The sequence below is a fragment of the Deltaproteobacteria bacterium HGW-Deltaproteobacteria-18 genome (genome assembly GCA_002841885.1).
GTDB lineage: Bacteria > Desulfobacterota > Desulfovibrionia > Desulfovibrionales > Desulfomicrobiaceae > Desulfomicrobium.
On the sequence record PHBE01000007.1, the window covers coordinates 44,240 to 66,760 of the forward strand.

Sequence of the window (22,521 nt, forward strand, 5' to 3'; positions counted from 1 at the left end):
CGCCCCTGCGCAGGAGTTCCCGGATTTCGGACAATTCCCGTTCCATTCCTTCCAGCCGTGCCAGTCCGTCAGGGGCGGGAGCGCTGCCTGCGCTACTTTCCAAGCGTGCCCATGATGCCGCGCACTGCAGCAGGCAGGTCGGCAGGCAGAACGACGACCTTGGAATTGTTGTTTTCGGCCATCTTGCGCATGGCGTCCACGTAGCGTTGGCCCAGCAGGAAGACCAGCGGCAGCTCACCTCCCTTGGTCGCCTCGGCGACCTTGGCGATGGCCTCCCGGTCCGCTTCGGCCAATACGACCTTGGCTTCGGCGTCGCGGCGGGATGCTTCCAGGCGTCCGTCGGCCTGCAGGATGGCCGCCGATTTGTCGCCCTCAGCCCTGGTGACGGTGGCGCGTCTGGCGCGCTCTGCCGCAGCCTGTTCTTCCATGGCGTGCTGCATGGTGTCGGAGGGGTTGATGTCCTGGATTTCCACGGTCTTGAGCATGATGCCCCAGTCCGAAATGTCATCGGAGATGGTCTCCTTGAGTCTGGCCTTGATCCTGTCCCGGGAGGACAGGGCGTCGTCAAGGTCCATTTCGCCGACAATGGATCTGAGCGAGGTCTGGACCAGGGTCTGGATGGCCATGCGGTAGTCCTCGACACCGTATACGGCCTTTTCCGGGGAAACGATGTTGATGTAGGCCACGGCATTGGTGATGATCACCGCGTTGTCGCGGGTGATGACCTCCTGGGAGGGGATGTCCATGACGATGTCCTTTGTCGTCACCTTGTAGGCCACGGTGTCCATGTACGGGATGATGATGTTCAGGCCCGGGCCCAGCGTGCTGTGGTACTTGCCCAGACGCTGGATCACGAACTTGAAGCCCTGCGGCACGATGCGCACGCCCATGCTGATGGTGATGATGACCAAGAGAAGTAGGAAAGCGACTACGATAAGTCCTGGATTGGGCATGATGATCTCCTAAGGGGCTTGTTGGTTGTTTTTCGGGGCAACCACAAGCGTGTTGCCCGATACGTCGCGGATCTGGACCCGGTCGCCCAGTTGCACGGGTTCGTCACAGATGAAGGACCACTCGTCGGAGCCGAGCAGGGGTTTGGAGAAGCGCACGACGCCGCGCCTGTCGCCTTCGGGCGTGCTGATGACCTGGCCGGTTTCGCCCAGGAGTGCCTCGCGGGACATGCCTGCGCGGGTCTTGTCCACCATTCGCGGTTTCATGACCAGAAACCAGAAGGCGGTCAAAAGTGCCGAGAATACGGCCCAAAGCAACAGTTGCAAGGTCAGGCTCATGGCCGGGACGATCCAGATCAGACCACCCACGGCCAGTGCACCCAGACCGAACCAGAAAATGGTGAAACTTGGAATGAACACCTCGGCGATGATGAGGATCATGCCGAATACAAGCCAGTGCCAATATTGAAGTTCCATGAGTGCTCCCGGAAAAGTGGTTCGTTTTGGCGCTGCCCATTGCTAGCAGGGTCCTGTCCGTAAAGCCAGCGCAGGGTTCGGGCGGGCGGCGGCGAGGCTCACCGGGAGCCGCAGGGCCTCGACACACGACTTCTCTCCCGGCTGTCGCCACGAAGGTCTTGCCTGGGTCGCTGCGTGTGGACGGTCCATCTCCGGCCTGTGAAGTTAGTAGATATTGGAGACCATTGTCCCCTTAAAATACCTATCTTTCATTAAATAAATTTAAACTTCTCAGTGTATTTAATGCTCGGACTCCTTCTCATATGCTGAAATTAAAATCAGACCCGAGGAGGATGTGATGATGGATTTCACGACGCGGATTCTCAACTGTATTCCATCCCGGAATACCGGGTCCGACTGGACGTTCGAAGACGCGACGGACGCGGCCCTTCTCGATACGGCTCCCACTGTTCCGAAAGCAAAGGATCTGCGGGAGCTTTGGTGGGAAATCGATGATCAGGGAGAGACGGGTTCCTGCGTGGGATGGGCCGCGGCCAATTCGGTGCTGCGGTGGCATTACGTCAAGTCGGGACTGCTGCCGGCGTTTGAGAGGCTGTCGGCAAGGTATGTCTGGATGGCTTCCAAGGAGACGGACATGTTCACCTCCTATCCCACGACCTTCATCGAGAACGCAGGGACCAGCATCAAGGTGGCTCTTGATGTCGCCAGGAAATTTGGCGTGGTGCCGGAGTCCGTATTGCCGTTCCGTCATGGCGGCATGTATTCCGGCAGGCCCAATTCCTTTTATGCCCTGGCCGCCCGGTTCAAGATATCAGGGTATTTTTCCCTGGGCGTCGATTTGGCCCGGTGGCGGGAATGGCTGGCGTTTAACGGCCCCATTCTCACGCGTCTTGACGTCGATGACACGTGGTATCAGGCCTCGGTCAACGCAGGCGTGCTTGAATCCTACAACAAGGAGAGCGCAAGAGGAGGCCATGCGGTAGCATTGGTGGGATACGACAATGCCGGCTTCATCGTGCGCAACAGCTGGGGGGAAGAGTGGGGCGATGCCGGGTTCGCCCATGCCCGAAACGCCTACGCCGAGGCGGCGTTTACCGAAGCCTATGGCGTGGTGATGTGACATGTACTTCAACCGTGAGGTGAGCACGGATGATACCGAGTCCCGACGCCGCTTATGAGCGATTGCTTGATGTTCTGGGGGCCCTGCTCCTGCTGGCCGTGCTGGCCATGCTGCTGGAGCGGGCCCTGGCCCTTGTCTTTGAGTACCACTGGTTTCGAAGGCTTTCCGCCAGGGTCCCCGGACTCAAGACTCCCATGGCGCTGCTGGCGTCCTGGTTCACCTGCCAGCATATCCAGTTTGACATCCTGGCTCGTTTGTTTTCCCCGGCGCCGGGCGCTTCCCCCGCGACCGAGATCGGAGTGCTGATCACTTCGGCCGTGGTCGCGGGAGGCAGCGCCGCAGCCATTACCCTGTTCCAGGGAGTGCTGCATTTCGGCCGGGATGCCCGTCTGGGTCTGATTAAAGCCAACCAGGCCAGCATCGAGGCGAAAACGGCAGAGGCAAGGCTGCGTGCGAGCAGGGCCGATTCGGCCGCATCCAGGTCCTTGGCGGCTGGCACAGGGGTCGAAGCGGGCGGATGATGTCTGGTCAACGATATCCGGGCAGCTTTGCCCGAAGCGTGAAAAAGTCCCGTGCTACCCACCTTGAGGGGGTCGCTTCGTGGACCTGTCCTTGAAGATTTGCCGTTTTTTTTCAGATCGGTTTTTGAATATATTCCCGCCGCTTCCGATTCTCCACGTCACTTGTTTGTGAAATGGCGCTCCAGTGGGTCTGCGTTGTATTGACAATCAGCGGTCTTTTCGCATAGCCGTTTCGCAGCTTCACGAATAGGTTCTCTCAGCGGAACGAGTTGTTCATTATTTCAGCATTTCCAATCGATCAGCGAATTTTCATCGTCAACCGGAATCATCCATGGCAGGCAAGGACAACAGTTCCGAAACATTGGCCAAAGGCCTCTGGATTCTTGATATTTTCGGCGACGACGACGTCGGTTACACTCTCGCCCAGATTTCCCGCCGCACAGGCATCAACAAGACCTCCATATACAGATACGTCAACACCTTTTGCGATCTCGGCTTTTTGAAGCGTGACGATCGCACCGGCCTGTACAGGCTGGGGGTGCGCATGCTGGCCCTGGCCCACGCCATGCTCGAAAAAAGTGAACTGGAGCGCGCCGTCAAGACTCAGGTTGACGCAGCCCACGAGCGCCACGACGTGCATGTCGACGTCGGCCTCTTGTCCGGGGACTCCATCTACCTGATTTATCGCCGCGAGTCCCAGGACACCAAGGCCTTCCGTTCGTTCAGCTATGGCTCCGAGCCGTATTACCTGGCCGCCGGCAAGGCGGCCATGGCCTTCATGGGTGATGAAGAGCTTGAAGCCTTTGTCTCGCGCCTGGACTTGACTCCCAAAACCGACAAGACCATCATTTCCGGACCTGAATTGCTGGCGGACCTGCGCCAGTCCGTGGAGCGCGGCTATACCCGCAATCGCGAGGAATTCGTACCCGGGCTCATCGCCATCGGTGCGCCGCTGTACAGCCTGCGCACGGGCAAGGTCATTGGCGGGGTGAGTTTTGATTCCTCCACGGACCGCTTTTCCATGGAGGAGTTTGAAAGTCGCTTTGCCGGTTATCTGGTGGAGCTGGCCAAGAAAATTTCCGCGGTGGTGTCCTGGTAAATCCGGGAACATCGCTGCCCGGAGCCTTTGCTGGCTCCACCCTGGACGAGGAGAAAAGGGAAGCCGGAAACGTTGGGTTTCCGGGTTCATGGCAGGCTTTGACGTGTTTACGCGAAGCCAAACGGCAGCCGGTGATACGGGGCGCTTCGCGCGTCGTCGTCTCCGGAATTCAACGTTCACCTTGGAGGAGTTTTTGATGAAACGACTAGGAGTCCTGTGCATGGTTTTGGCCATGGTTTGCGGCTTCGCCGGCATGTCCGTGGCAGCCGACGACACCGTACGCGTTGGCGTGTTTCTGCCCCTGACCGGCCAGAATGCCTTTGGTGGCCAACTGGAATTGGAAGGCGTGCAGATGGCCCACAAGGAAATGGGCGAGGTTCTCGGCAAGAAAGTCGAGCTGTTCGTGGTTGACAACAAGTCCGACAAGGTCGAGTCCGCCAACGCGGTCAAGCGCTTGATCGAAAAGGAAAAAGTCCAGGCCATCATCGGCACCTACGGTTCTTCCCTGGCCATGGCCGGTGGTGAAGTTTCCGAAAAGGCCGGTATCCCGCAGGTCGGCACCAGCTGCACCAATCCGCTCGTCACCCAGGGCAAGAAGTACATCTTCCGCGTGTGCTTCATCGATCCCTTCCAGGGCGCCGGTGCGGCCACCTACGCCTACCGCGATCTGGGCCTGAAAAAGGCCGCTCTCTTGATCGACGTGGCCAACGACTATTCCGTCGGCCTGGCAAGTTTCTTCAAAAAGTCCTTCACCAAGCTTGGCGGCGAAGTTGTCGCCACCCTGAACTACCAGTCCGGCGACCAGGATTTCACTGCGCAGCTGCAGGAAATCATGAGCAAGCAGCCTGACGTCCTGTTCATTCCTTCCTACTTTTCCGAAGGCGCCATCATCATGAAGCAGGTCCAGGAACTGGGCGGAACCTTCAAGATCATGGGCGGCGACGCCATGGACAACCCGGAGATCACCGCCATCGGCGGCTCTGCCGTGGAAGGTTTCATGCACACCACCTTCCCCTACGATCCTTCCATGCCCGACATGAATCCCGTGGCTCAGAAGTTCACCGACGAGTGGAAGAAGATCAATCCCGACAGTGACCCCAACGTCAACGCCGCCCTGGGCTATGACGCCTACATGATCATCATGGACGCCATCACCCGCGCCGGTTCCGCCGAACCCCAGGCCATCACCGACGCTCTGGCCGCTACAAAGGGCTTTGTCGGCGTGACGGGCACCACGACCATCAACGAGACCCACGACGCTGAAAAGCCCGTTGGCCTGGTCATGATCAAGGACGGCAAGAAGACATACATCGGTGCCATCACTCCCGAACTCTAATTCTCTGAATGAGCGCTTTTTTGGCGTGAGCGGCAGGGGGGAACCCCTGCCGCCGTATTCAGACAAGGATCGTCCATGAATCTGGCAACATTCATCCAGCACTTCCTGAACAGCCTGACCCTGGGCAGCCTCTACGCGCTTATCGCCATCGGCTATACCATGGTCTACGGCATTTTGCGTTTGATCAACTTCGCGCACAGCGAAATTTTCATGCTCGGCGCCTACTTTGTTTTCTGGGGCATCACGCTTTTTCACATGCCCTGGGGCGTGGCCATGGTTGCGTCCATAATTTTCGTCGCAGGCATAGGCATTCTGGTCGACCGCATCGCCTACCGCCCCCTGCGAGACGCGCCCCGCATTTCGGCTCTGATCAGCGCCATCGGCGTCTCCTTTTTCCTGCAGAACGTGGCCATCGTCTTCTTTCAGGCCATCCCGCGCCAGGTGTACCGCCCGCTGTGGCTGGAAACCCCCATGCTCTGGGGTGACGTGCGCGTTCTGCCCCTGACTCTCTTTGTGCCGGTGCTGTCGTTCTTTCTCATGATGGGCCTGGTCTACATCGTCTATCACACCAAGGCCGGCCTCGGCATGCGGGCCATCAGCAAGGATATCGAAACCAGTTATCTAATGGGCGTGCCCGTAAACAAGGTCATTGCGCTGACGTTCGGCATCGGTTCGGCCCTGGCTGCGGCCAGCGGCATCATGTGGGCCCTGCGCTATCCACAGCTGCAGCCCATCATGGGCACCATTCCCGGCTTCAAGGCCTTCATCGCGGCCGTTTTCGGCGGCATCGGCTCCATCCAGGGCGCCGTCATCGGCGGCCTGGCCCTGGGTTTCATTGAAATCATGACCGTGGCATTTTTTCCGGATCTGGCAGGATACCGCGATGCATTCGCCTTCATTCTGTTGATCGGCATCCTGCTGGTCAAACCGACCGGTATCATGGGCGTCAAGACGGAGGACAAGGTCTGATGAACCGCAGCACAACCATTTTTCTCAATTTCGTTCTGGTGGCCTGTCTGGGCCTTTTCCTGTGGTGGGCCGAAGCCAACCTCGATGGTTACAAGATTCAGATCCTGAACCTCATCGCCGTGAACATCATCCTGGCCCTGTCGCTCAACCTCATCTACGGTTTCACCGGCATGTTCAGCCTTGGACACGCGGGCTTCATGGCCATCGGCGCCTATGTCTGCTCCATTCTGATCATGACTCCCGATCAGAAGATCACGCTTTTCATCCTGGAGGAAGCGTATCCCTGGGTGCAGAATTCGCATGCGCCATTCCTGGTGGCCGTGATCGCGGGCGGTCTGGTGGCGGCCCTCTTCGGTCTCGTCATAGGCACACCTCTCCTGCGCCTGGGTGATGACTATCTGGGCATCGCCACGCTCGGTTTCGCGGAGATCGTGCGCGTCATCGCCAACAACATCCCCCGCGTGACCAACGGAGCCCTGGGCTTCAAGGGCATCCCGGATCACGCAAACCTGTGGTGGAACTATGGCTGGTGCCTGCTGACCCTCTATTTCGTTATCCGCATTCTGGGCAGCAACACCGGCAACGTCTTCAAGGCCATCCGCGACGACGAGACGGCAGCCAAGGCCATGGGCGTCGATGTCTTTCGGGTGAAGCTCCTGTCCTTTGTCTTTGGCGCATTCTTCGCAGGTGTCGGCGGAGCGCTCCTGGGCAGCCTGCTGACCACCATCGATCCCAAGATGTTTCTTTTCACCCTGACCTTCAACGTGCTCATGATCGTTGTCACCGGCGGACTCGGCTCCATCACCGGTTCCATCATCGCCGGAGTGGGCATCACCGTGGTGCTTGAATGGCTCAGGTTCGTGGAAAATCCCATCACCATCGGCGATTGGAGCATGGACGGCATCCCCGGCATGCGCATGGTGGTCTTTTCCCTGGTGCTTATCCTGGTCATCCTCTTCAGGCGCGAGGGCATCATGGGCATGCGTGAAATCACCTGGGACGGCGTGGCCCGGTACATGAAGCGAGGTAAGGCATGAGCATGATTCTCGAAACAAGAAATCTGACCATGCGCTTCGGTGGCCTGGTCGCCGTCTCCGATTTCTCCGCGAGCGTGCCCCAGGGCAGCATCACGGGTCTGATCGGCCCGAACGGCGCCGGTAAGACGACTTGCTTTAACATGGTCACCGGTTTTTACCGTCCCTCCGAGGGCCAGGTGTTCTTCGAAGGCAAGGAGCTCACCGGTAAGAATCCGCATCAGGTCTGCCGGGCGGGCATCGCCCGCACCTTTCAGAACATCCGCCTTTTCGGCAACGAGACGGCTCTGGAAAACGTCATGATCGGCAGCTTCGTGCGCCAGCGCACAGGCTGGATTCAGTCCGTGCTCATGACTCCTGCGTCCCTGCGGGAAGAGAAGGAGATCCGCAAAAAATCCATGGAACTCCTCGAAGTCGTCGGTCTGGGGGATATTGCCGGGGAGAAGGCCAACAGTCTTCCTTACGGTGCGCAGCGGCGTCTTGAGATCGCCCGCGCCCTGGCCACCGGCCCCCGCTTCCTGCTGCTCGACGAGCCAGCTGCGGGCATGAACCCTCAGGAGTCCATGGAACTCATGGATTTTATCCGCACCATCCGGACCCGCTTCGATCTGACCATCCTGCTCATCGAACACGACATGAAAGTGGTCATGGGCGTGTGCGAGCACATGTGGGTTCTGGATTACGGTGTGACCATCGCCGAGGGCGGCCCGGAATCCATCCAGTCCAATCCCAAGGTCATTGAAGCCTATCTGGGTGAGGAGTACGTGAAATATGCTTAAGATTACCGACCTGCATGTATATTATGGGGGCATTCACGCCCTCAAGGGGATCTCGCTTGATGTGCCCACGGGCAAGATCGTGACCCTCATCGGAGCCAACGGCGCGGGCAAGAGCAGCACGCTTCGGGCCATATCGGGTCTGATCAAGAACAAGAAGGGCACCATTACCTACAACGATCGCGACATCACCACTCTTGATCCGGTGGAGATCGTCAAGGGCGGGATCGTCATGTCGCCCGAGGGCCGGCGCATATTTCCGCACCTTTCGGTGACCGAGAACCTGTATCTGGGGGCTTTCAGCCGCAGTGACAAGGAAGGCATCGAGCGGGACAAGGAATGGGTCTTCGATCTCTTCCCGCGCATGCGCGAGCGCCAGAACCAGAAAGGCGGCACCCTGTCCGGCGGAGAGCAGCAGATGCTGGCCGTGGGCAGGGCGCTGATGAGCGCTCCCGACGTGGTCATGCTCGATGAGCCATCCCTGGGCCTGGCTCCGCTGCTGGTCAAGGATGTCTTCGAGATCATCAAGGTCATCAACGCCCAGGGCAAGACCGTCGTTCTGGTCGAGCAGAACGCTTTTGCGGCCCTCAAGGTGGCCCATTACGCCTATGTTCTCGAAACCGGGACCATCGTCCTGCAGGGGCCCGGCGAGGAACTGCTCACTGACGAGCGCGTTATCCAGGCCTATCTCGGCGGATGAAGCAGGGGTCGCGCAACGGCAATGAAGGGCGGGCATGCGCGCCTGGCTTTCAATTTGAACATTGAACATGAACCCTCCCTCTCTTTTGAGACGGAGGGTTTTTTAGTGACCACCGTGTGTCGATTTGAGCCATCATGGCCCCATTCCAAAGATGCAACCCCTTAAGAATCCAGGGTTCCCGCGCACTCAAATTGGACTTCTCATGACGGGCGCAACCGGGTATGGTGCAACTCTGACGCATATTCAGGCAAGGGCTTGCCAGCCGGAAGGTTGATCCATCCGATGATCGAGGCGACTGTGACGTATCCATCGTCCCGGTCCGCATTATCACGTATGTAACGGGAGAATGGTATGTTCAAAATAGTCAAGCGCGAGGAAATGGCCGGGGGCACGGTCATCCTCAATGAGATAGACGCGCCGCGCATCGCCGCCAAGGCTCGACCGGGCCAGTTTCTCATACTGAAGGCCAACGAGGACGGCGAGCGAATTCCGCTGACCATGGCCGAGACCGATCCGGTCAAGGGCACCGTTACGGTCATCTACATGGTGGTCGGCAAGAGCACCGAGCTGTTTTCGCGGCTGCAGGTCGGGGATGCCTACCAGAACGTCATCGGCCCCCTTGGGCAGCCGACTCACATCGAGGGCGGCAAGAACGTCGTCTGCGTTGGCGGCGGGACTGGGGTGGCGGTGCTGCATCCCATTGCGCGCGGCATGAAGGACGCAGGCTGCAAGGTGACCTCCATCATCGGGGCTCGCAACAAGGATCTGCTTATCCTGGAAGACAAGATGCGCCTGGCCTCCCATGAACTGCATGTCTGCACCGACGACGGCAGCCACGGCCGCAAGGGTTTTGTGACCGAGGTGCTGCGGGAACTTCTGGATCAGGGCGGGATCGATCAGGTTGTGGCCATCGGGCCCGTGCCGATGATGAAGTTCGTGTCGCTGCTGACCAAGGAATTTGATGTTCCGACTCTGGTCAGCCTCAACCCGATCATGGTCGACGGGACGGGCATGTGCGGCGGATGCCGGGTTTCCGTTGGCGGCGAGACAAAATTCGGTTGCGTGGACGGGCCCGAGTTCGACGGGCACAAGGTGGATTTCGATCAACTGATTCTGCGACTGCAGGCCTACTCGGAACAGGAGCAGTTCAGTCGGCACCAGTGCAAATGCGAAGGAGGCCGGTAGATGGAGGGGACGAACAAGAAATCACGCCAGGCCATGCCGGAGCAGGACCCCAAGGTCCGGGCCAGAAATTTTGAGGAAGTGCCTCAGGGCTACACCCCTGAAATGGCCATCGCCGAAGCGGGCCGCTGCCTGCAGTGCAAGAATCCGCTCTGTGTGCAGGGATGCCCCGTGGGTGTCGACATTCCCGCTTTCATAAAACACGTCGCTGACGGGAAATTCGATCTGGCCATCGGCAAGATCTGGGAACGCAACAGCCTCCCGGCAGTCTGCGGCCGGGTCTGTCCGCAGGAAATCCAGTGCGAGGGCAACTGCATCCTTGGCCGCAAGGGCGAGGCCGTGGCCATTGGCAACCTGGAACGTTTTGCTGCTGACTGGGAACGGGCCCAGCAGGTATGCGAGCTGCCGTCCCGCGAAAAGGCCACGGGCAAGAAGGTTGCCGTGGTCGGCTCCGGCCCTTCCGGGCTGACCGTGGCCGGGGACCTGATCCTCAAAGGTCATGAAGTCACCATTTTCGAGGCTTTCCACAAGCCCGGCGGAGTGCTGGTTTACGGCATCCCCGAGTTCCGGCTGCCCAAGGACATCGTCGCCTCGGAGGTGTCCTGCCTTCAGGCCCAGGGCGTGAAAATCGAGTGCGACGTGGTCGTGGGGCGTACCGAGACGGTGGACGAACTCTTCGAGCTGGGTTTTGACGCCGTGTATCTGGGCGTGGGTGCGGGCCTGCCCCGGTTCATGGATATCCCCGGCGAGAATCTGGTCGGGGTGCTTTCGGCCAATGAATACCTGACCCGGGCCAACCTGATGAAGGCCTACCTCTTTCCGAAAGTGGACACACCCATCCCGCCGGGGCGCCACGTGGTGGTGCTGGGCGCCGGCAACGTGGCCATGGACAGCGCCCGTACGGCCATGCGTCTGGGTGCGGAGAAGGTCAGTATCGTCTATCGCCGCTCAAGGGCGGAGATGCCGGCCCGGAGCGCCGAGATTCACCACGCCGAGGAGGAAGGCCTCAATTTTGAGCTGCTGTCCAATCCGGTGCGCTATCTGGGAGATGAGAAAGGACGTCTGAAGGGCATCGAATGCGTGCGCATGGAGCTGGGCGAGCCTGATTCGTCGGGACGCAGACGTCCGGTGGCCGTGGCCGGCTCGGAGTTCGTCATCGAGTGCGACCTGGCCATCGTGGCCATCGGTTCCGGGGCTAATCCGCTGCTGACCCGCTCGACCCCTGATCTGCCCCTGGGTAGATCAGGATACATCCTGGCCAACCCCGACACCGGCAAGACCGGCAAGAAGGCGGTCTGGGCCGGGGGTGACATCGTCACCGGAGCGGCAACCGTCATCCTGGCCATGGGCGCGGGAAGGAAGGCCGCGGACTCGATCCACGAATATCTGACCTGGGGCTGGTAGACTTTCATGCTTTAGGAAGACGGTCCTTTAAGTATCGAAGAACTGCCCCCGGCAGGTGCCACGGCGATTGTTTTCGCTTTGTGGATGCCCGCCGGGGGCAGTTCTTTTTCAATTCCCGCCCCTCATCCCGCGCTAAAACTCCTTCTCCGGCTTCGCTGCATTGTGGCGTTGTGGGTCTTTCTTCAAGCTGAGAGCTCTTTCTTGGGAATGGGACGGTGTCCTCTCGCCGCAGGCGGCAAACGAAGGGTCTCGGAGCCGAATTATTTTCACTTTTATTTGAAAAATACAGTGCACTGGCGATTAATGTTCATTTGAAAGATAATATTTTGTTTTTGGAATGGTTCGTGTCTGAAAAATAGGACATAAACGGTGGCAGATAAAAGTCTCTTTTTTATGCGATATTGACCTTTTCACAGTATTACGCATACGTATTTTATTTAAAATGGTATGTTTATCATTTTTTTTAACATAATTTTTATAATTTATACTTGAATATCTTATAATCGTAATAACTATACGTTCTGATAAACTTATCACGAATAAAATTGGTTGTGTGAACAGTTTGGTGAACTGTTTTTTTTGTTCATTTATGAAAAAAAAGACTGTTTTTTTTATAAATTCTTGCAGTAAAGCGTCTCTAAGAGTACTCCGATCCAAACTAATTTAACCGTTGGAGGGTACTTGGAATGTTGAAACTGAAGACCATTCTTGCGTTTGCGGTGGGTGCGGTTTTACTTTGTGCTGCGTCCGCCATCGCTGCTCCCATCGTCATCAAATTTTCTCACGTTGTTGCCGAAGATACTCCCAAGGGGATCATGGCCAACAAATTTCGCGATCTTGTAGCCGAACGCCTCGGCGACAAGGTTGTGGTCGAAGTCTATCCCAACTCCCAACTCTTCGGTGACGGCAAGGAACTCGAAGCCCTTCTTCTGGGCGACGTGCACCTGCTGGCCCCGGCACTGTCCAAATTCCAGAAGTACACGCCCTTGCTGCAGATTTACGACCTGCCCTTCCTGTTCAAGGACATGGACGCCATCGACAGGTTCCAGCAGGGGCCCAACGGTCGCGCTCTACTTGCTTCCATGAAGGACAAGGGCATCGTCGGGCTGGATTATCTGCACAATGGAATGAAGCAGATTTCCGCCAACGATCCCATTCATGGTCCCGGCGACGCCAAGAACAAGAAGTTCCGGATCATGACCTCCGACGTTCTGGCCGCCCAGTTTGAAGCTGTCGGCGCCATGCCGCTCAAGAAGCCCTTCGCCGAAGTCTTCACCCTGCTTCAGACCCGCGCCATAGACGGGCAGGAAAATTCCTGGTCCAATATTTATTCCCAGAAGTTTTACGAAGTGCAGCCCTATATCACCGAGACCAACCACGGCATCCTGGACTACCTCGTCATCAGTTCAACGGAGTTTTGGGATGGGCTGCCGGCTGATGTGAAGCCCGTGCTTGAAGAGTGCCTGAAAGAATCCATCGCCGTCGGCAATGAAGCTGCCGCGAGGAAGGACATGAACGACAGGCAGAGGATTGTCGATTCCAAACGCAGCGAAATCATTACTCTGACTGAGGAAGAGCGCGCCGCCTGGGTCGAAGCCATGAAGCCGGTCTGGAAGCAGTTCGAGGACGCAGTGGGCAAGGAAAACCTCGAAGCAGCCATCGCCTCCAACAACTAGTCCCGTCAGATCATGAATACATTCATCAACAAAGTGGAGGAGGGGATCATTTCCCTCCTCCTGGCTTCGATGACACTCCTGGTTTTCATGGAAGTGCTGATGCGGTTCGGGTTCAACGTGGGCATCCACTGGGCCCAGGAGTTGACTCTGCTGCTGTCGGGCTGGCTGGTCATGTTCGGGGTTTCCTACGGCATCAAGGTCGGTTCGCATATCGGTGTCGACGCCTTGGTCAGGCTGTTTTCGGCGAATGTGCGCAGAACCATCTCCATCGTGGCCATTCTGCTGTGCCTCATCTACTGTGGGCTGTTTCTCGTGGGCAGCTGGGTCTATCTCGGGAAGCTCAAAAGCATAGGGATCCACCTTGAGGACATTCCTGTCCCCAAATGGATTGCCAACAGCATCCTCTTTGGCGGCATGATCATGCTGGCCATCCGTCTTCTGGACCTTCTCTGGGCAGTCATCCAGGGCAGGCAGGAAGGTTTCAAGCTGCTGGATGAGGCCAAGGAGAGCATGTATCTGGCGCAAAAAGAGGGGACTTCCCTGGATGGAGACGACGAATGACAACTGCGGCACTGTTCACCCTGCTCTTCCTCTTTATTGCCACGGGGATGCCCATCGCCATTGCGTTGGGTCTTTCGAGCATCACGACCATCCTGTTCTTTTCCCACGATTCCCTGGCGTCCATCGCCTTGAAACTCTTTGAATCGGTTTCCGAACACTATACCCTGCTGGCCATTCCGTTCTTCATCCTGTCCTCCCAGTTTTTGTCCACGGGGGGCGTGGCCAAGCGGCTCATCAACTTCGCTCTCGATTGCATCGGGCATGTCAAGGGCGGCCTGGCCATGGCCTCGGTCCTGGCCTGCATGCTCTTTGCCGCCGTATCCGGATCCTCGCCGGCCACAGTGGCCGCCATCGGCAGCATCGTCATTGGCGGCATGGTCCGTTCGGGCTATCCTGAATCCTTCGCGGCCGGTGTCATCTGCAACGCCGGCACGCTCGGTATCCTCATTCCGCCTTCCATCGTCATGCTCGTGTACGCGGCGGCCACCCAGGAGTCGGCGGCCCGGCTGTTCATGGCCGGTTTCATCCCCGGCATCTGCCTGGGACTGCTGCTCATGATCGCCATCTACATCGTGGCCCGGATCAAGAATTATCCGGCCCTGGCCTGGCCGGGATTCAGGCAGGTTTTCAGGTCCGGATTCACGGCCATGGGCGGACTGATGCTGGTCGTCATCGTGCTCGGGTCCATCTACGGAGGCATCTGCAGTCCCACGGAAGCGGCGGCCATTTCGGCCGTGTATGCCTACTGGATCGCAGTCTTCGTCTATCGCGACATGGGCCCGCTCAAGGAAGTTCCCCTGCGCAAAGTTGACGAGCCCCTGGCTTCGGCTCTGTTTCGCGGATTGTGGCAGACCTTGGCGGCCATTCCCAGGTCCTGGGTTCATCCGGAAGTGCGGCACGTGGTCCTGGATGCCGCGAAGGTCAGCATCATGCTGCTTTTTATCATCGGCAACGCCATGCTTTTTGCCCACGTTCTGACCACGGAGCGGATTCCGCACCTTATCGCCGAGACCATTGTCGGCTGGGGTTTGCCGGCCTGGGGCTTCCTGATCGTCGTCAACATCCTGCTGCTCCTGGCAGGCAACTTCATGGAGCCTTCGGCCATCACCATGATCATGATCCCGATCCTCTTTCCCATCGCGGTCAAGCTCGGCATCGATCCCATTCATCTGGGTGTCATCTGCGTGGTCAACATGGAGATCGGGCTGATCACTCCGCCCGTTGGGCTCAACCTCTTTGTCACGGCGGGCATAACCAAGCGCGACCTGACCTGGGTCGTGCGCGCGGCGCTGCCGTGGCTCATGATTCTGCTTTTCTTCCTGATCCTCGTCACCTACATCCCGCAAATATCCCTGTGGCTGCCCGAGTATATCGACAAGCTCAAAGGGTATTGACGGGTTTGCTGAGGATAAACTGCATTGCAACCGGGCTTCGCGAGGAGCCCGGTTTTTTCATGCTTCTGTCTGCGTGAGGATTTCTATTCAGGCTTGACGGGTGACGACGATTCATGTGGTTCGCGCAACTTTTTCTGGCAGGCGGGGCAGATGCCTTCCAGGCGGATGTCGACGTGGCGGATGTCCAGGGAAAGATCGTCCAGGGCTTGGCGGTCCAGCGGCAGGTGGGGAACATTCAGGCACAGATAGCAGTCGCATCGGGTGCAGTGGAAGTGCGGGTGCTCGTCTTCATGGGCGCCCCGCAGGCAGAAGCGCTGGGATTTTTCGCCGAGCCCAAGCCGGTTCAGGACTTCGTGTTCCACCAGCAGATCGAGAATGCGATACACCGTGACCCGGTTGATGTCGTTTTTGGCGCTGATCTTTTCCAGAATTTCCTGTGCGCTGGACGGATGCGCCGTGTTGCCGACCTCCATGAGCACCTGCAGGCGGCGATCGGTGCTCTCAAGGCCCGCCTCCTTCAATCGTTTGGCGGCCGTCTTTGCGGGCATGCGCGCCCTCATGTCCGCCTCCAAAGCGATCTGCCGCTCCAGGCCAGGACGTATCCGGTCGTGGCCACGGCGATGATGGACGCTCCGGATGTGAGGTCAAGATGATAGGAGACCGCCAGTCCGCAGAGACAGAAGAACAGGCTGGCCAGGGTTGCAAGGGCCATGGTCTTCCATAGGGAATTGGTGAAGAGTTCGGCCAGCATGGGAGGGATGGTCAAAAGCGCGATGACCAGAATGAGGCCAGCGACCTGGATGACCATGACCACGGTCACGGCGGTCATGACCTGCATCAGGACGTAGAGCATGCGCACGGGCACGCCGGTTGAGCGTGCGAATTCCATGTCGAAGGACAGGGACAGAAAGTCCTTGTACCAGAAAAGGACCACGGCCAGGATGAAAACATCGAGCAGGAGCATGAACCAGATGTCGCTTGTGGGCACCGCCAGAAGGCTGCCGAAGAGGTAGCTCATCAGATCGACGTTGTAGCCCGGGGTCAGATCCAGCAGGATGATTCCAAAGGCCATGCCCGCCGCCCACATGATGCCGATGATGCCGTCGCTGCGTTCGCTGCGGCCAAAGGAGGCCAGGGCCATGATCAGCGCGGCCAGCACCGTGAAGCCCACGGCGCAGGGCAGGACGGGGAGGCCGAGGTAGAAGGCCAGGCCCACTCCGCCGTATGCGGTGTGAGCCACCCCGCCGGCCATGAAGACCTGCCGGTTGACGACCACCAGCGAGCCGATGATGCCGCAGGCCAGGCTTGCCAGCAGTCCCGCCATCAGGGCGTTTTGCATGAATTCCATGCCGAGCACGGAGTTCATATGGAACCCCGCGGGCCGGTCTGGCCGAAGATGGAGGACACTTCCCGTATGTAGGTGTCCAGGGGGCAGGATGCGTCGTGTGTGCCGTAGATGAGTTCGAGCATGGATGGTGTGAGTTCCCGGCTTTGGTTCTGGATGAGTTTGCGGTTGACCACGGCCACGCTTGAGATGCGCGTGGAGGCGGAGATGAGGTCGTGGCTGACCATGACTATGGTGATGGAGGAACTGAGCGCCGAGAGCAGATCGAAGAGGCAGACCTTGCCCTGGGGGTCGATGTTTGACGTGGGCTCGTCAAAGAGCAGAAGGGCCGGATCCGAAACCAGGGCCCGGGCCACCAGGACGCGCTGCTTTTGTCCTCCGGAGAGGGCGTCGAAGCGGCGCGTGGCCAGTTCGGCCATGTCCACCATGCGCAGGGTTTCCATGGCCTTGGCCTTGTCCCTGGCGCGATAGCCGGGCCAGCGCCCGGTAGAGAGCAGCCCGCCTTCCCGGCGCAGTCCGAGCAGGACGGCCTCATGGACCGTGACCGGAAAGCTTGGCTGGATGAGCGCGTGCTGCGGCACATACCCCACTGCGGGCCGCACGGAGAGCGGATCGGCTCCGAGCACGCGCACCGTCCCTGCCCTGGGCGCGAGCAGACCGAGGATAAGCTTGACAAGAGTGGTCTTGCCCCCGCCGTTGGGACCGATCACGGCCATGAAGTCGCCGCTTGAGACTTTCAGGTCGACATCCGAGAGCACTTCCCGATCGTCGTAGGCGAAACTCACGCCCTGAAGCTCGATGACAGGGGTCCCCGTTCCCGGCAGGGGCCTGAAGTGAGGTTCGGGAATGATCGGATGGCCATGTCCGGAACAGGTGGGGCAGGAGTGGTCGTGCGTGTTCATGCGCTTTCCGGTTTTATGAGTTGAAGATGGCCGGGCCTTGAAGTGCCCCGGCGTCATGATCGCTTTTGAAGTCCTTTAGTTGAGTGCGTCGGCACAGGCGCGGGCAGCGCTGCGCATATTCGTGGCCCAATCCTCGGCCAGAGGGTCGAGGCGGACAACCGTGGCTCCGATCTGCTTGGCGATGACGGTGGCGCTTTTCTGCGAAAATTGCGGCTGCACGAAAACAACCTTGGCCCCCGATTCCTTGCCGGCCGCGATGATCCGCGCCAGATCCCTGGGGCTTGGCTCCTTGCCGTCCACCTCGATGGATGCCTGGGTCAGCCCGTAGGCCTTGGCAAAATAGCCCCATGAGGGATGGAAGACAAGGAATGTCCGTTTTTCCGGGGGCAACGGTGCCAGAATGGACCGGATTTCGCGGTCGAGTTCGTCCAGTTCCCTTTCGAAGGCGGCAGCATTGGCGGCATAGAGATCCGCCCGATCGGGATCCACACGGCTGAGACCGTCCCGGATGTGAGCCACCTGAATCCTGACCAGCGCGGGATCGAGCCAGATGTGCGGGTCGAGCATGCCCTGGTCAGGATCGTGCTGGTCGTGGCGTCCGGCATCATCCGCCTCCGTCACGTGTCCATCCCCGGCGTGGTCTTCTTCGTGGTGATGCTCCTCGCTCATGGGAATCTTTGCGATGCCCTCGGCCGTGTGTACGACGGTCATTTTCGGGCTTGCGCCCATGATCCGCTCAAGCCAAGTCTGATCGAAGCTGTCGCCGATGGCAAAGTAGATGCTGGCCTTGGCCAGTTCGGCCATTTGCCTTGGCCTTGGCTCGTAAGCGTGGGGATTGGCCCCGGGTTCGACCATGACCGCAACGGGGACCTCGCCGCCGCTGACTTTGTCAACAAAGTATTTTTGCGGAGTTATGGTCACGAAGGCGGAGGGAGCGGCCTGGGCCGAGACTGAGAACAAACTCAGTAACAAGGTGAGCAAGCAAAGGTTTTTTCTCATTTTTCCTCCATGATTTTGGAAGGATATTTATGCAACAGAATTGCATGAAGTCAAGGTTCGTGCAACAAAGTTGCGTGCCTTTGCCGCACTTGTGCATCCACCGCTCACGCCGTAGGAGGGAAATGTTCACGCTCATGACTTTTGGAGGAAGCATGCTTGATTTCATCATTGACGAGACCCGCTGCGTACAGTGCGGAGAATGCGCGGCCGATTGCCCGGTGTCCATCATAACCATGGACGAAGGCTTGCCGCGCATTCCCGAGCACCGGGAGTCGTATTGCATCGGGTGCCAGCACTGCCTGGCCGTTTGTCCCACCGCAGCCCTTTCCATTCTGGGCAAGGACCCGGATCGGAGCGCTCCGGTTTTGCCCCCGTCTCCCGATGCGCTGGAAAATCTGATCAAGAGCCGACGTTCAGTACGTCGCTTCCGTCCTGAAAGCGTTGACGGGGAAATTCTTGACAGGCTCATGGACGTGGTCGCCCATGCGCCGACGGGCAAGAATCAGCGCCGGGTCCGCTTCACCCTGGTTGACGACCCGCAGGTGATGGAACAGATCCGGGTCCGGACCATGGACGGGATCCGCAAGGCCGTGCTCGAGGACAGCCTGCCCGATGGCATGGAGTTCTTCGCCAAGATGGTCGCCCCTTACGATCAGGGGCGGGACATCATCTATCGCAAGGCTCCGCACATGATCATCGCTTCCGCGCCCAGGGATTCGGCCGCTCCGGACGCGGATCCGTTCATAGCCCTGTCCTATTTCGAGCTCATGGCCCATAGCCTGGGATTGGGCACCGTCTGGTGCGGCTTTGCGCGCTGGGCTCTGCAGAGCGTGGTTCCGGAGCTTGGACGGGCGCTTGGCATCCCGGCCGATCATCGCTCAATGTACGCCATGATGTTCGGTCATCCGGCGGTAAGCTATGCCCGCACCGTGCAGCGCGACGTCGCGGATGTGCACCGGGTCGGCCTGGCCGGTCTGGAGGGCGGACGGTGAAGCAGCACATCCTGACGGCTCTGGGCGAGCGGGTGGTGGTGGCCGACGGGGCCATGGGGTCGCTGCTGTTTGATCGCGGCGTGGACAGCTCATCCTGTTACGATGCCCTGAACCTGACCGATCCGGCGCTGGTGCGATCCATCCACAAGGCCTACGCAGACGCCGGTGCGGAGATCATCGAGACCAACACTTTCGGGGCCAACAGGGCCAAGCTCGGGCGTTTCGATCTGGCGGACAGGACCCGCGAGATCAACCTGCGTGGCGCGGAACTGGCACGCGCCGAGGCCGGGGCCGGTCGCTGGGTTGCCGGGGCCATGGGGCCATTGGGGCGCATGGGGCTTGATCCGTTCAGCCAGGGGGAATTGGAGGATATCTTCAGTCAGCAGGCTCAGGCCCTGGTGGAAGGGGGCGCCGATTTCATCATTCTTGAAACCTTCGCCAGCCTGTCTCTCCTGCTGACCGCCCTGCGCGGGGTCAAGGCCGGGGTATCCGTGCCCGTTGCCGCGCAGATGGTTTTCACCCAGCGCGGGCGGACTCATTCAGGGCGCACGGCCCGTGAATGTTTCGACGCCCTGATCAGGGCCGGTGCCGACGTGGTGGGCCTCAACTGCGGGATCGGCCCCAAGAATGCCCTGGAGGTCGTGCAGGGGCTGGGCCCCGTGACGGTCCCGCTCTCGGTGCTGCCCAACGCGGGATTTCCCGAGTCTTCCGGCGATCGTCTCATCTATGCGTCCTCTCCCGAGTATTTCGCCCGTCGCACCGCGGCTTGCGCGACCTATGGCGCACGCCTTTTGGGAGGGTGCTGCGGCACCGCCCCGGAGCATATCGCGGCTTTGGTGCGTGTCCTTGACGCGGGTTCCCCCGAGGCGCGGATCATTTCCGTGTCGCCGGACGAGACAAGGACGCAGACAGCCGCCCCAACCCGCCTGTCCCGTCGTCTTGGCGAGGGCAAGGTCATTCTGGTGGAGCTCGACCCGCCCAAGCATCTCGATGTCGAGCCGGTCCTGGCGGCGGCCGAGGCCCTGGCCACCGCCGGCGTGGACGCCATCACCATCGCCGAGAATCCGCTGGCCGTGCCGCGCCTGTCAAACATCGTGCTGGCCGGCATGGTCCGTGCCAGGACCGGCGTGGACGTGGTGGTGCACATGACGGGCCGCGACCGCAACCTGGTCGGCATGCAATCGACCATCATGGGGCTGGCCGCATCGAATCTGCACAACGTCCTGGCCGTGACCGGCGACCCGCCTTCGGCCGGGAGCGCGGAGCGGGTCTCGGGAGTTTACGACCTGCGTTCGCTTGAACTCATGGCGCTTCTGGCCGGGTTCAACGAGGGACGCAACCACTATGGGGATTCCATGCGCCTGCCCGTCAATTTCTGCATCGGCGGCGCCTTCAATCCCAATACCCGGAGCATGGCGCTGCAGGTCGGGCGCATGGAGAAAAAAATGGCGGCCGGGGCAAGCTATTTTTTGACTCAGCCCGTATATTCCAAAGAGCGCGTGGATGAAATTCTGGCCGCGACCGCGCACATAACCGCACCCATCGTGCTCGGCATCATGCCGCTGGCGAGCAGCCGCAACGCCGAGTTTCTGCACAACGAGTTTCCCGGCATCGAGATTCCGTCCGAAACCCGTGAGCGCATGGCCCGTGCCGGAGAGCATGGCCAGGAAGAGGGCGTGAACATCGCCTGGGAACTGCTGGAGTACGCCTGGCCTCATTTTGCCGGGGTGTACATCATTCCGCCCTTCAACCGCCACGCCATGGCCCTTGAATTGATGCGACGGCTGGGGCGCTGAAATAAAAAAACGGCCGGAATATTTTCCCGGCCGTTTTTTTTCATGGGGGAAATCCGTCAGCCCAGACCACCACCGCTGCTGACGTAGCGCTCCATGACCCACCCGCGTAAATCTTCTTCCCCCTCCACTTCCACATAGAGCCACCCGGGTGCGCTGCCGAGCACGCGCAGGACTGTGTAGCGCCCGACCTGGGAGATGACCGCCTCATAGGTTTCCGGGCCGTAACGGATGTTCAGGAGGTCGATGATGACTTCAACCCGATCCGGACGGCTTGCGATGTGGCTGCGTATCGGTTCCACAACCTGATAGCCCGTGGGCACCCTGCGGTAAAAGACGTCGCCGAAGACATGGTAGGTGATGCCGGCGGAGAGAACCATACGGCTGCCCAGCGGAATGTTCAGCACGACCAGGCCGAGCGGCGGGCGTACCAGGATGAATCCGCTGTTCCAGGGACGATAGAACCTGCCGGAATAATAATGATATCTGTCCCGACCGTGCACGACTACGGCATGGCGCGAGGGAATCTTGTGGACCACGCGCGTGATGCTCACGGGCCGTTGCCCTTTGCCGCCGTCATGACGCAATTGCGAGGAGCGCTTGCCGCTGTCTTTTATTTGCCGATAATCCCTTTGATAATAGGTCCACGACCGTCTTGAGTCTCGATGATCATCGCGTCCGCCATTATCGTGGGAGACAAAAAGGCTTTGTTGCAGCGGGGTTTGCTGCCGGGGCTGTGCGACATGAACGACGCGGCGTTTTTTGTTCTGACGCTTATCGGTCGAGTCATGTCCGAGGCGCTTCGGACCCTGGTCATGGCGCTCGAGGTCGGCCGTAGGGGGCATCTTTGCAGTACTTGCGGATCCAGGACCTTTGCCCCCTGACTCAGTTGCTTCATTTAAAGCGCCTCGCTCGGAGGCAGTGGGCTTGGGCAGGGCCAGCGCCTGGTTATCAGGTCCGGCGTTGTCGCGCCGAGAATGCGGTTTGAAATCAGCATGTTGTTCCTGCTTGTCTCGGCCATGGCGCGAGTCCTTGAAATCGGTGGGCTTCCGGTCGTTTGGACGGGAATCCTTTTTCCTGAATTCGTGTTCGGCAGGGCTTTGCGGCTCCTGGGGCAATTTTTGCGCTCCCTGGACCGGCATGGCCAGGAAATGAAGGCAGAGCAGAGCCGCAAGGAGCGGCAGGCGTGTATTTTTGAATAAGGTGTCCATGGTTCCTCCCTGGATTATTGAGGGATTCCAAGGCAAGTGGCGTGCCAAGGCGGGAAGATGGCGTTCGGCGGGGAAAGTCC

General features: G+C 59.4%; 24 protein-coding genes. 17 read left to right on the forward strand and 7 right to left on the reverse strand.

From position 1 onward, the window contains the following. Positions 1-92 precede the first annotated feature (92 nt). Entirely contained in the window at positions 93-953 is an 861-nt protein-coding gene (locus CVU60_07200) for a hypothetical protein (GenBank protein PKN41999.1), read from the reverse strand. A gap of 9 nt (positions 954-962) precedes the next feature. Continuing rightward, positions 963-1,427 carry a hypothetical protein gene (locus CVU60_07205; GenBank protein ID PKN42000.1) on the reverse strand — a complete coding sequence of 155 codons (465 nt, stop codon included), beginning with the start codon at positions 1,425-1,427 and terminating at the stop codon, positions 963-965. Between the two features lie 340 nt (positions 1,428-1,767). Here CVU60_07205 and CVU60_07210 point away from each other — a divergent pair, with 340 nt between their 5' ends. The 13 genes from CVU60_07210 to CVU60_07270 all read left to right on the forward strand — a co-directional run bounded on the left by CVU60_07210 (position 1,768) and on the right by CVU60_07270 (position 15,199). Next, the gene (locus CVU60_07210) at positions 1,768-2,547 is read left to right on the forward strand and encodes a hypothetical protein (GenBank protein ID PKN42277.1); all 780 of its coding nucleotides are present in this window, start codon (positions 1,768-1,770) and stop codon (positions 2,545-2,547) included. Positions 2,548-2,609: 62 nt separating this feature from the next. Continuing rightward, positions 2,610-3,068, forward strand: a complete 459-nt coding sequence (locus CVU60_07215) for a hypothetical protein (GenBank protein PKN42001.1) — start codon at positions 2,610-2,612, stop codon at positions 3,066-3,068. Positions 3,069-3,399: 331 nt separating this feature from the next. Continuing rightward, entirely contained in the window at positions 3,400-4,167 is a 768-nt protein-coding gene (locus CVU60_07220; protein ID PKN42002.1) for an IclR family transcriptional regulator, read from the forward strand. A gap of 196 nt (positions 4,168-4,363) precedes the next feature. Further along, positions 4,364-5,503, forward strand: a complete 1,140-nt coding sequence (locus CVU60_07225) for a branched-chain amino acid ABC transporter substrate-binding protein (GenBank protein PKN42003.1) — start codon at positions 4,364-4,366, stop codon at positions 5,501-5,503. A gap of 75 nt (positions 5,504-5,578) precedes the next feature. Further along, positions 5,579-6,472 carry a branched-chain amino acid ABC transporter permease gene (locus tag CVU60_07230; GenBank protein PKN42004.1) on the forward strand — a complete coding sequence of 298 codons (894 nt, stop codon included), beginning with the start codon at positions 5,579-5,581 and terminating at the stop codon, positions 6,470-6,472. After that, on the forward strand, positions 6,472-7,509 hold the full coding sequence (locus CVU60_07235) for a branched-chain amino acid ABC transporter permease (GenBank protein PKN42005.1): 1,038 nt from the start codon (positions 6,472-6,474) through the stop codon (positions 7,507-7,509). The genes CVU60_07230 and CVU60_07235 overlap by 1 nt, the downstream gene beginning before the upstream one ends. Beyond that, positions 7,506-8,285, forward strand: a complete 780-nt coding sequence (livG, locus tag CVU60_07240; protein ID PKN42006.1) for a high-affinity branched-chain amino acid ABC transporter ATP-binding protein LivG — start codon at positions 7,506-7,508, stop codon at positions 8,283-8,285. The genes CVU60_07235 and livG overlap by 4 nt, the downstream gene beginning before the upstream one ends. Next, positions 8,278-8,982, forward strand: coding sequence for an ABC transporter ATP-binding protein (locus CVU60_07245; GenBank protein ID PKN42007.1), 705 nt, complete (start codon positions 8,278-8,280; stop codon positions 8,980-8,982). Before livG ends, CVU60_07245 begins: the two co-directional genes overlap by 8 nt. Positions 8,983-9,333: 351 nt before the next feature. Continuing rightward, positions 9,334-10,167 carry a ferredoxin-NADP reductase gene (locus CVU60_07250; protein PKN42008.1) on the forward strand — a complete coding sequence of 278 codons (834 nt, stop codon included), beginning with the start codon at positions 9,334-9,336 and terminating at the stop codon, positions 10,165-10,167. Further along, positions 10,168-11,568, forward strand: coding sequence for a glutamate synthase (NADPH), homotetrameric (gene gltA, locus CVU60_07255; GenBank protein ID PKN42009.1), 1,401 nt, complete (start codon positions 10,168-10,170; stop codon positions 11,566-11,568). A gap of 686 nt (positions 11,569-12,254) precedes the next feature. Then, positions 12,255-13,244: a C4-dicarboxylate ABC transporter gene (locus tag CVU60_07260; protein PKN42010.1), complete on the forward strand. Its 990-nt coding sequence runs from the start codon at positions 12,255-12,257 to the stop codon at positions 13,242-13,244. 12 nt (positions 13,245-13,256) lie between these two features. Further along, positions 13,257-13,805, forward strand: a complete 549-nt coding sequence (locus tag CVU60_07265; protein ID PKN42011.1) for a TRAP transporter small permease — start codon at positions 13,257-13,259, stop codon at positions 13,803-13,805. Continuing rightward, positions 13,802-15,199, forward strand: a complete 1,398-nt coding sequence (locus tag CVU60_07270) for a C4-dicarboxylate ABC transporter permease (GenBank protein PKN42012.1) — start codon at positions 13,802-13,804, stop codon at positions 15,197-15,199. The genes CVU60_07265 and CVU60_07270 overlap by 4 nt, the downstream gene beginning before the upstream one ends. Positions 15,200-15,282: 83 nt before the next feature. Here CVU60_07270 and CVU60_07275 read toward each other — a convergent pair whose 3' ends face one another. From CVU60_07275 to CVU60_07290, 4 genes are all read right to left on the reverse strand, one after another. Next, a complete protein-coding gene (locus tag CVU60_07275) occupies positions 15,283-15,759 on the reverse strand; it encodes a transcriptional repressor (protein ID PKN42013.1) in 477 nt (158 codons plus the stop codon). After that, positions 15,756-16,565 (reverse strand): hypothetical protein, encoded by an 810-nt coding sequence (locus CVU60_07280; GenBank protein ID PKN42014.1) that lies wholly within the window; start codon positions 16,563-16,565, stop codon positions 15,756-15,758. Before CVU60_07280 ends, CVU60_07275 begins: the two co-directional genes overlap by 4 nt. Next, positions 16,562-17,446, reverse strand: coding sequence for a metal ABC transporter ATP-binding protein (locus tag CVU60_07285; protein ID PKN42015.1), 885 nt, complete (start codon positions 17,444-17,446; stop codon positions 16,562-16,564). The genes CVU60_07280 and CVU60_07285 overlap by 4 nt, the downstream gene beginning before the upstream one ends. Before the next feature lie 75 nt (positions 17,447-17,521). Further along, the gene (locus CVU60_07290; protein PKN42016.1) at positions 17,522-18,445 is read right to left on the reverse strand and encodes an ABC transporter substrate-binding protein; all 924 of its coding nucleotides are present in this window, start codon (positions 18,443-18,445) and stop codon (positions 17,522-17,524) included. A gap of 152 nt (positions 18,446-18,597) precedes the next feature. On the opposite strand from CVU60_07290, the gene CVU60_07295 reads away from it, so the two are divergent. Then, positions 18,598-19,437, forward strand: a complete 840-nt coding sequence (locus CVU60_07295) for a nitroreductase (protein PKN42278.1) — start codon at positions 18,598-18,600, stop codon at positions 19,435-19,437. Then, positions 19,434-21,233: a bifunctional homocysteine S-methyltransferase/methylenetetrahydrofolate reductase gene (locus CVU60_07300; GenBank protein ID PKN42017.1), complete on the forward strand. Its 1,800-nt coding sequence runs from the start codon at positions 19,434-19,436 to the stop codon at positions 21,231-21,233. The genes CVU60_07295 and CVU60_07300 overlap by 4 nt, the downstream gene beginning before the upstream one ends. A gap of 56 nt (positions 21,234-21,289) precedes the next feature. Here CVU60_07300 and CVU60_07305 read toward each other — a convergent pair whose 3' ends face one another. Continuing rightward, positions 21,290-21,784, reverse strand: a complete 495-nt coding sequence (locus CVU60_07305; protein PKN42018.1) for a hypothetical protein — start codon at positions 21,782-21,784, stop codon at positions 21,290-21,292. Between the two features lie 111 nt (positions 21,785-21,895). Between CVU60_07305 and CVU60_07310 the strand changes: the two genes are divergently transcribed. After that, a complete protein-coding gene (locus CVU60_07310; protein ID PKN42019.1) occupies positions 21,896-22,114 on the forward strand; it encodes a hypothetical protein in 219 nt (72 codons plus the stop codon). A gap of 93 nt (positions 22,115-22,207) precedes the next feature. Continuing rightward, positions 22,208-22,432: a hypothetical protein gene (locus CVU60_07315; GenBank protein ID PKN42020.1), complete on the forward strand. Its 225-nt coding sequence runs from the start codon at positions 22,208-22,210 to the stop codon at positions 22,430-22,432. The last annotated feature ends 89 nt before the right edge of the window (positions 22,433-22,521 follow it).

Coding starts and splice junctions, on each gene's coding strand:
- CVU60_07200 (PKN41999.1), bottom strand. CDS start 953: ATGCCCAATCCAGGACTTATCGTAGTCGCTTTCCTACTTCTCTTGGTC.
- CVU60_07205 (PKN42000.1), bottom strand. CDS start 1,427: ATGGAACTTCAATATTGGCACTGGCTTGTATTCGGCATGATCCTCATC.
- CVU60_07210 (PKN42277.1), top strand. CDS start 1,768: ATGGATTTCACGACGCGGATTCTCAACTGTATTCCATCCCGGAATACC.
- CVU60_07220 (PKN42002.1), top strand. CDS start 3,400: ATGGCAGGCAAGGACAACAGTTCCGAAACATTGGCCAAAGGCCTCTGG.
- CVU60_07225 (PKN42003.1), top strand. CDS start 4,364: ATGAAACGACTAGGAGTCCTGTGCATGGTTTTGGCCATGGTTTGCGGC.
- CVU60_07230 (PKN42004.1), top strand. CDS start 5,579: ATGAATCTGGCAACATTCATCCAGCACTTCCTGAACAGCCTGACCCTG.
- CVU60_07235 (PKN42005.1), top strand. CDS start 6,472: ATGAACCGCAGCACAACCATTTTTCTCAATTTCGTTCTGGTGGCCTGT.
- livG (PKN42006.1), top strand. CDS start 7,506: ATGAGCATGATTCTCGAAACAAGAAATCTGACCATGCGCTTCGGTGGC.
- CVU60_07245 (PKN42007.1), top strand. CDS start 8,278: ATGCTTAAGATTACCGACCTGCATGTATATTATGGGGGCATTCACGCC.
- CVU60_07250 (PKN42008.1), top strand. CDS start 9,334: ATGTTCAAAATAGTCAAGCGCGAGGAAATGGCCGGGGGCACGGTCATC.
- gltA (PKN42009.1), top strand. CDS start 10,168: ATGGAGGGGACGAACAAGAAATCACGCCAGGCCATGCCGGAGCAGGAC.
- CVU60_07260 (PKN42010.1), top strand. CDS start 12,255: ATGTTGAAACTGAAGACCATTCTTGCGTTTGCGGTGGGTGCGGTTTTA.
- CVU60_07265 (PKN42011.1), top strand. CDS start 13,257: ATGAATACATTCATCAACAAAGTGGAGGAGGGGATCATTTCCCTCCTC.
- CVU60_07270 (PKN42012.1), top strand. CDS start 13,802: ATGACAACTGCGGCACTGTTCACCCTGCTCTTCCTCTTTATTGCCACG.
- CVU60_07275 (PKN42013.1), bottom strand. CDS start 15,759: ATGAGGGCGCGCATGCCCGCAAAGACGGCCGCCAAACGATTGAAGGAG.
- CVU60_07280 (PKN42014.1), bottom strand. CDS start 16,565: ATGAACTCCGTGCTCGGCATGGAATTCATGCAAAACGCCCTGATGGCG.
- CVU60_07285 (PKN42015.1), bottom strand. CDS start 17,446: ATGAACACGCACGACCACTCCTGCCCCACCTGTTCCGGACATGGCCAT.
- CVU60_07290 (PKN42016.1), bottom strand. CDS start 18,445: ATGAGAAAAAACCTTTGCTTGCTCACCTTGTTACTGAGTTTGTTCTCA.
- CVU60_07295 (PKN42278.1), top strand. CDS start 18,598: ATGCTTGATTTCATCATTGACGAGACCCGCTGCGTACAGTGCGGAGAA.
- CVU60_07310 (PKN42019.1), top strand. CDS start 21,896: ATGATCATCGCGTCCGCCATTATCGTGGGAGACAAAAAGGCTTTGTTG.
- CVU60_07315 (PKN42020.1), top strand. CDS start 22,208: ATGCGGTTTGAAATCAGCATGTTGTTCCTGCTTGTCTCGGCCATGGCG.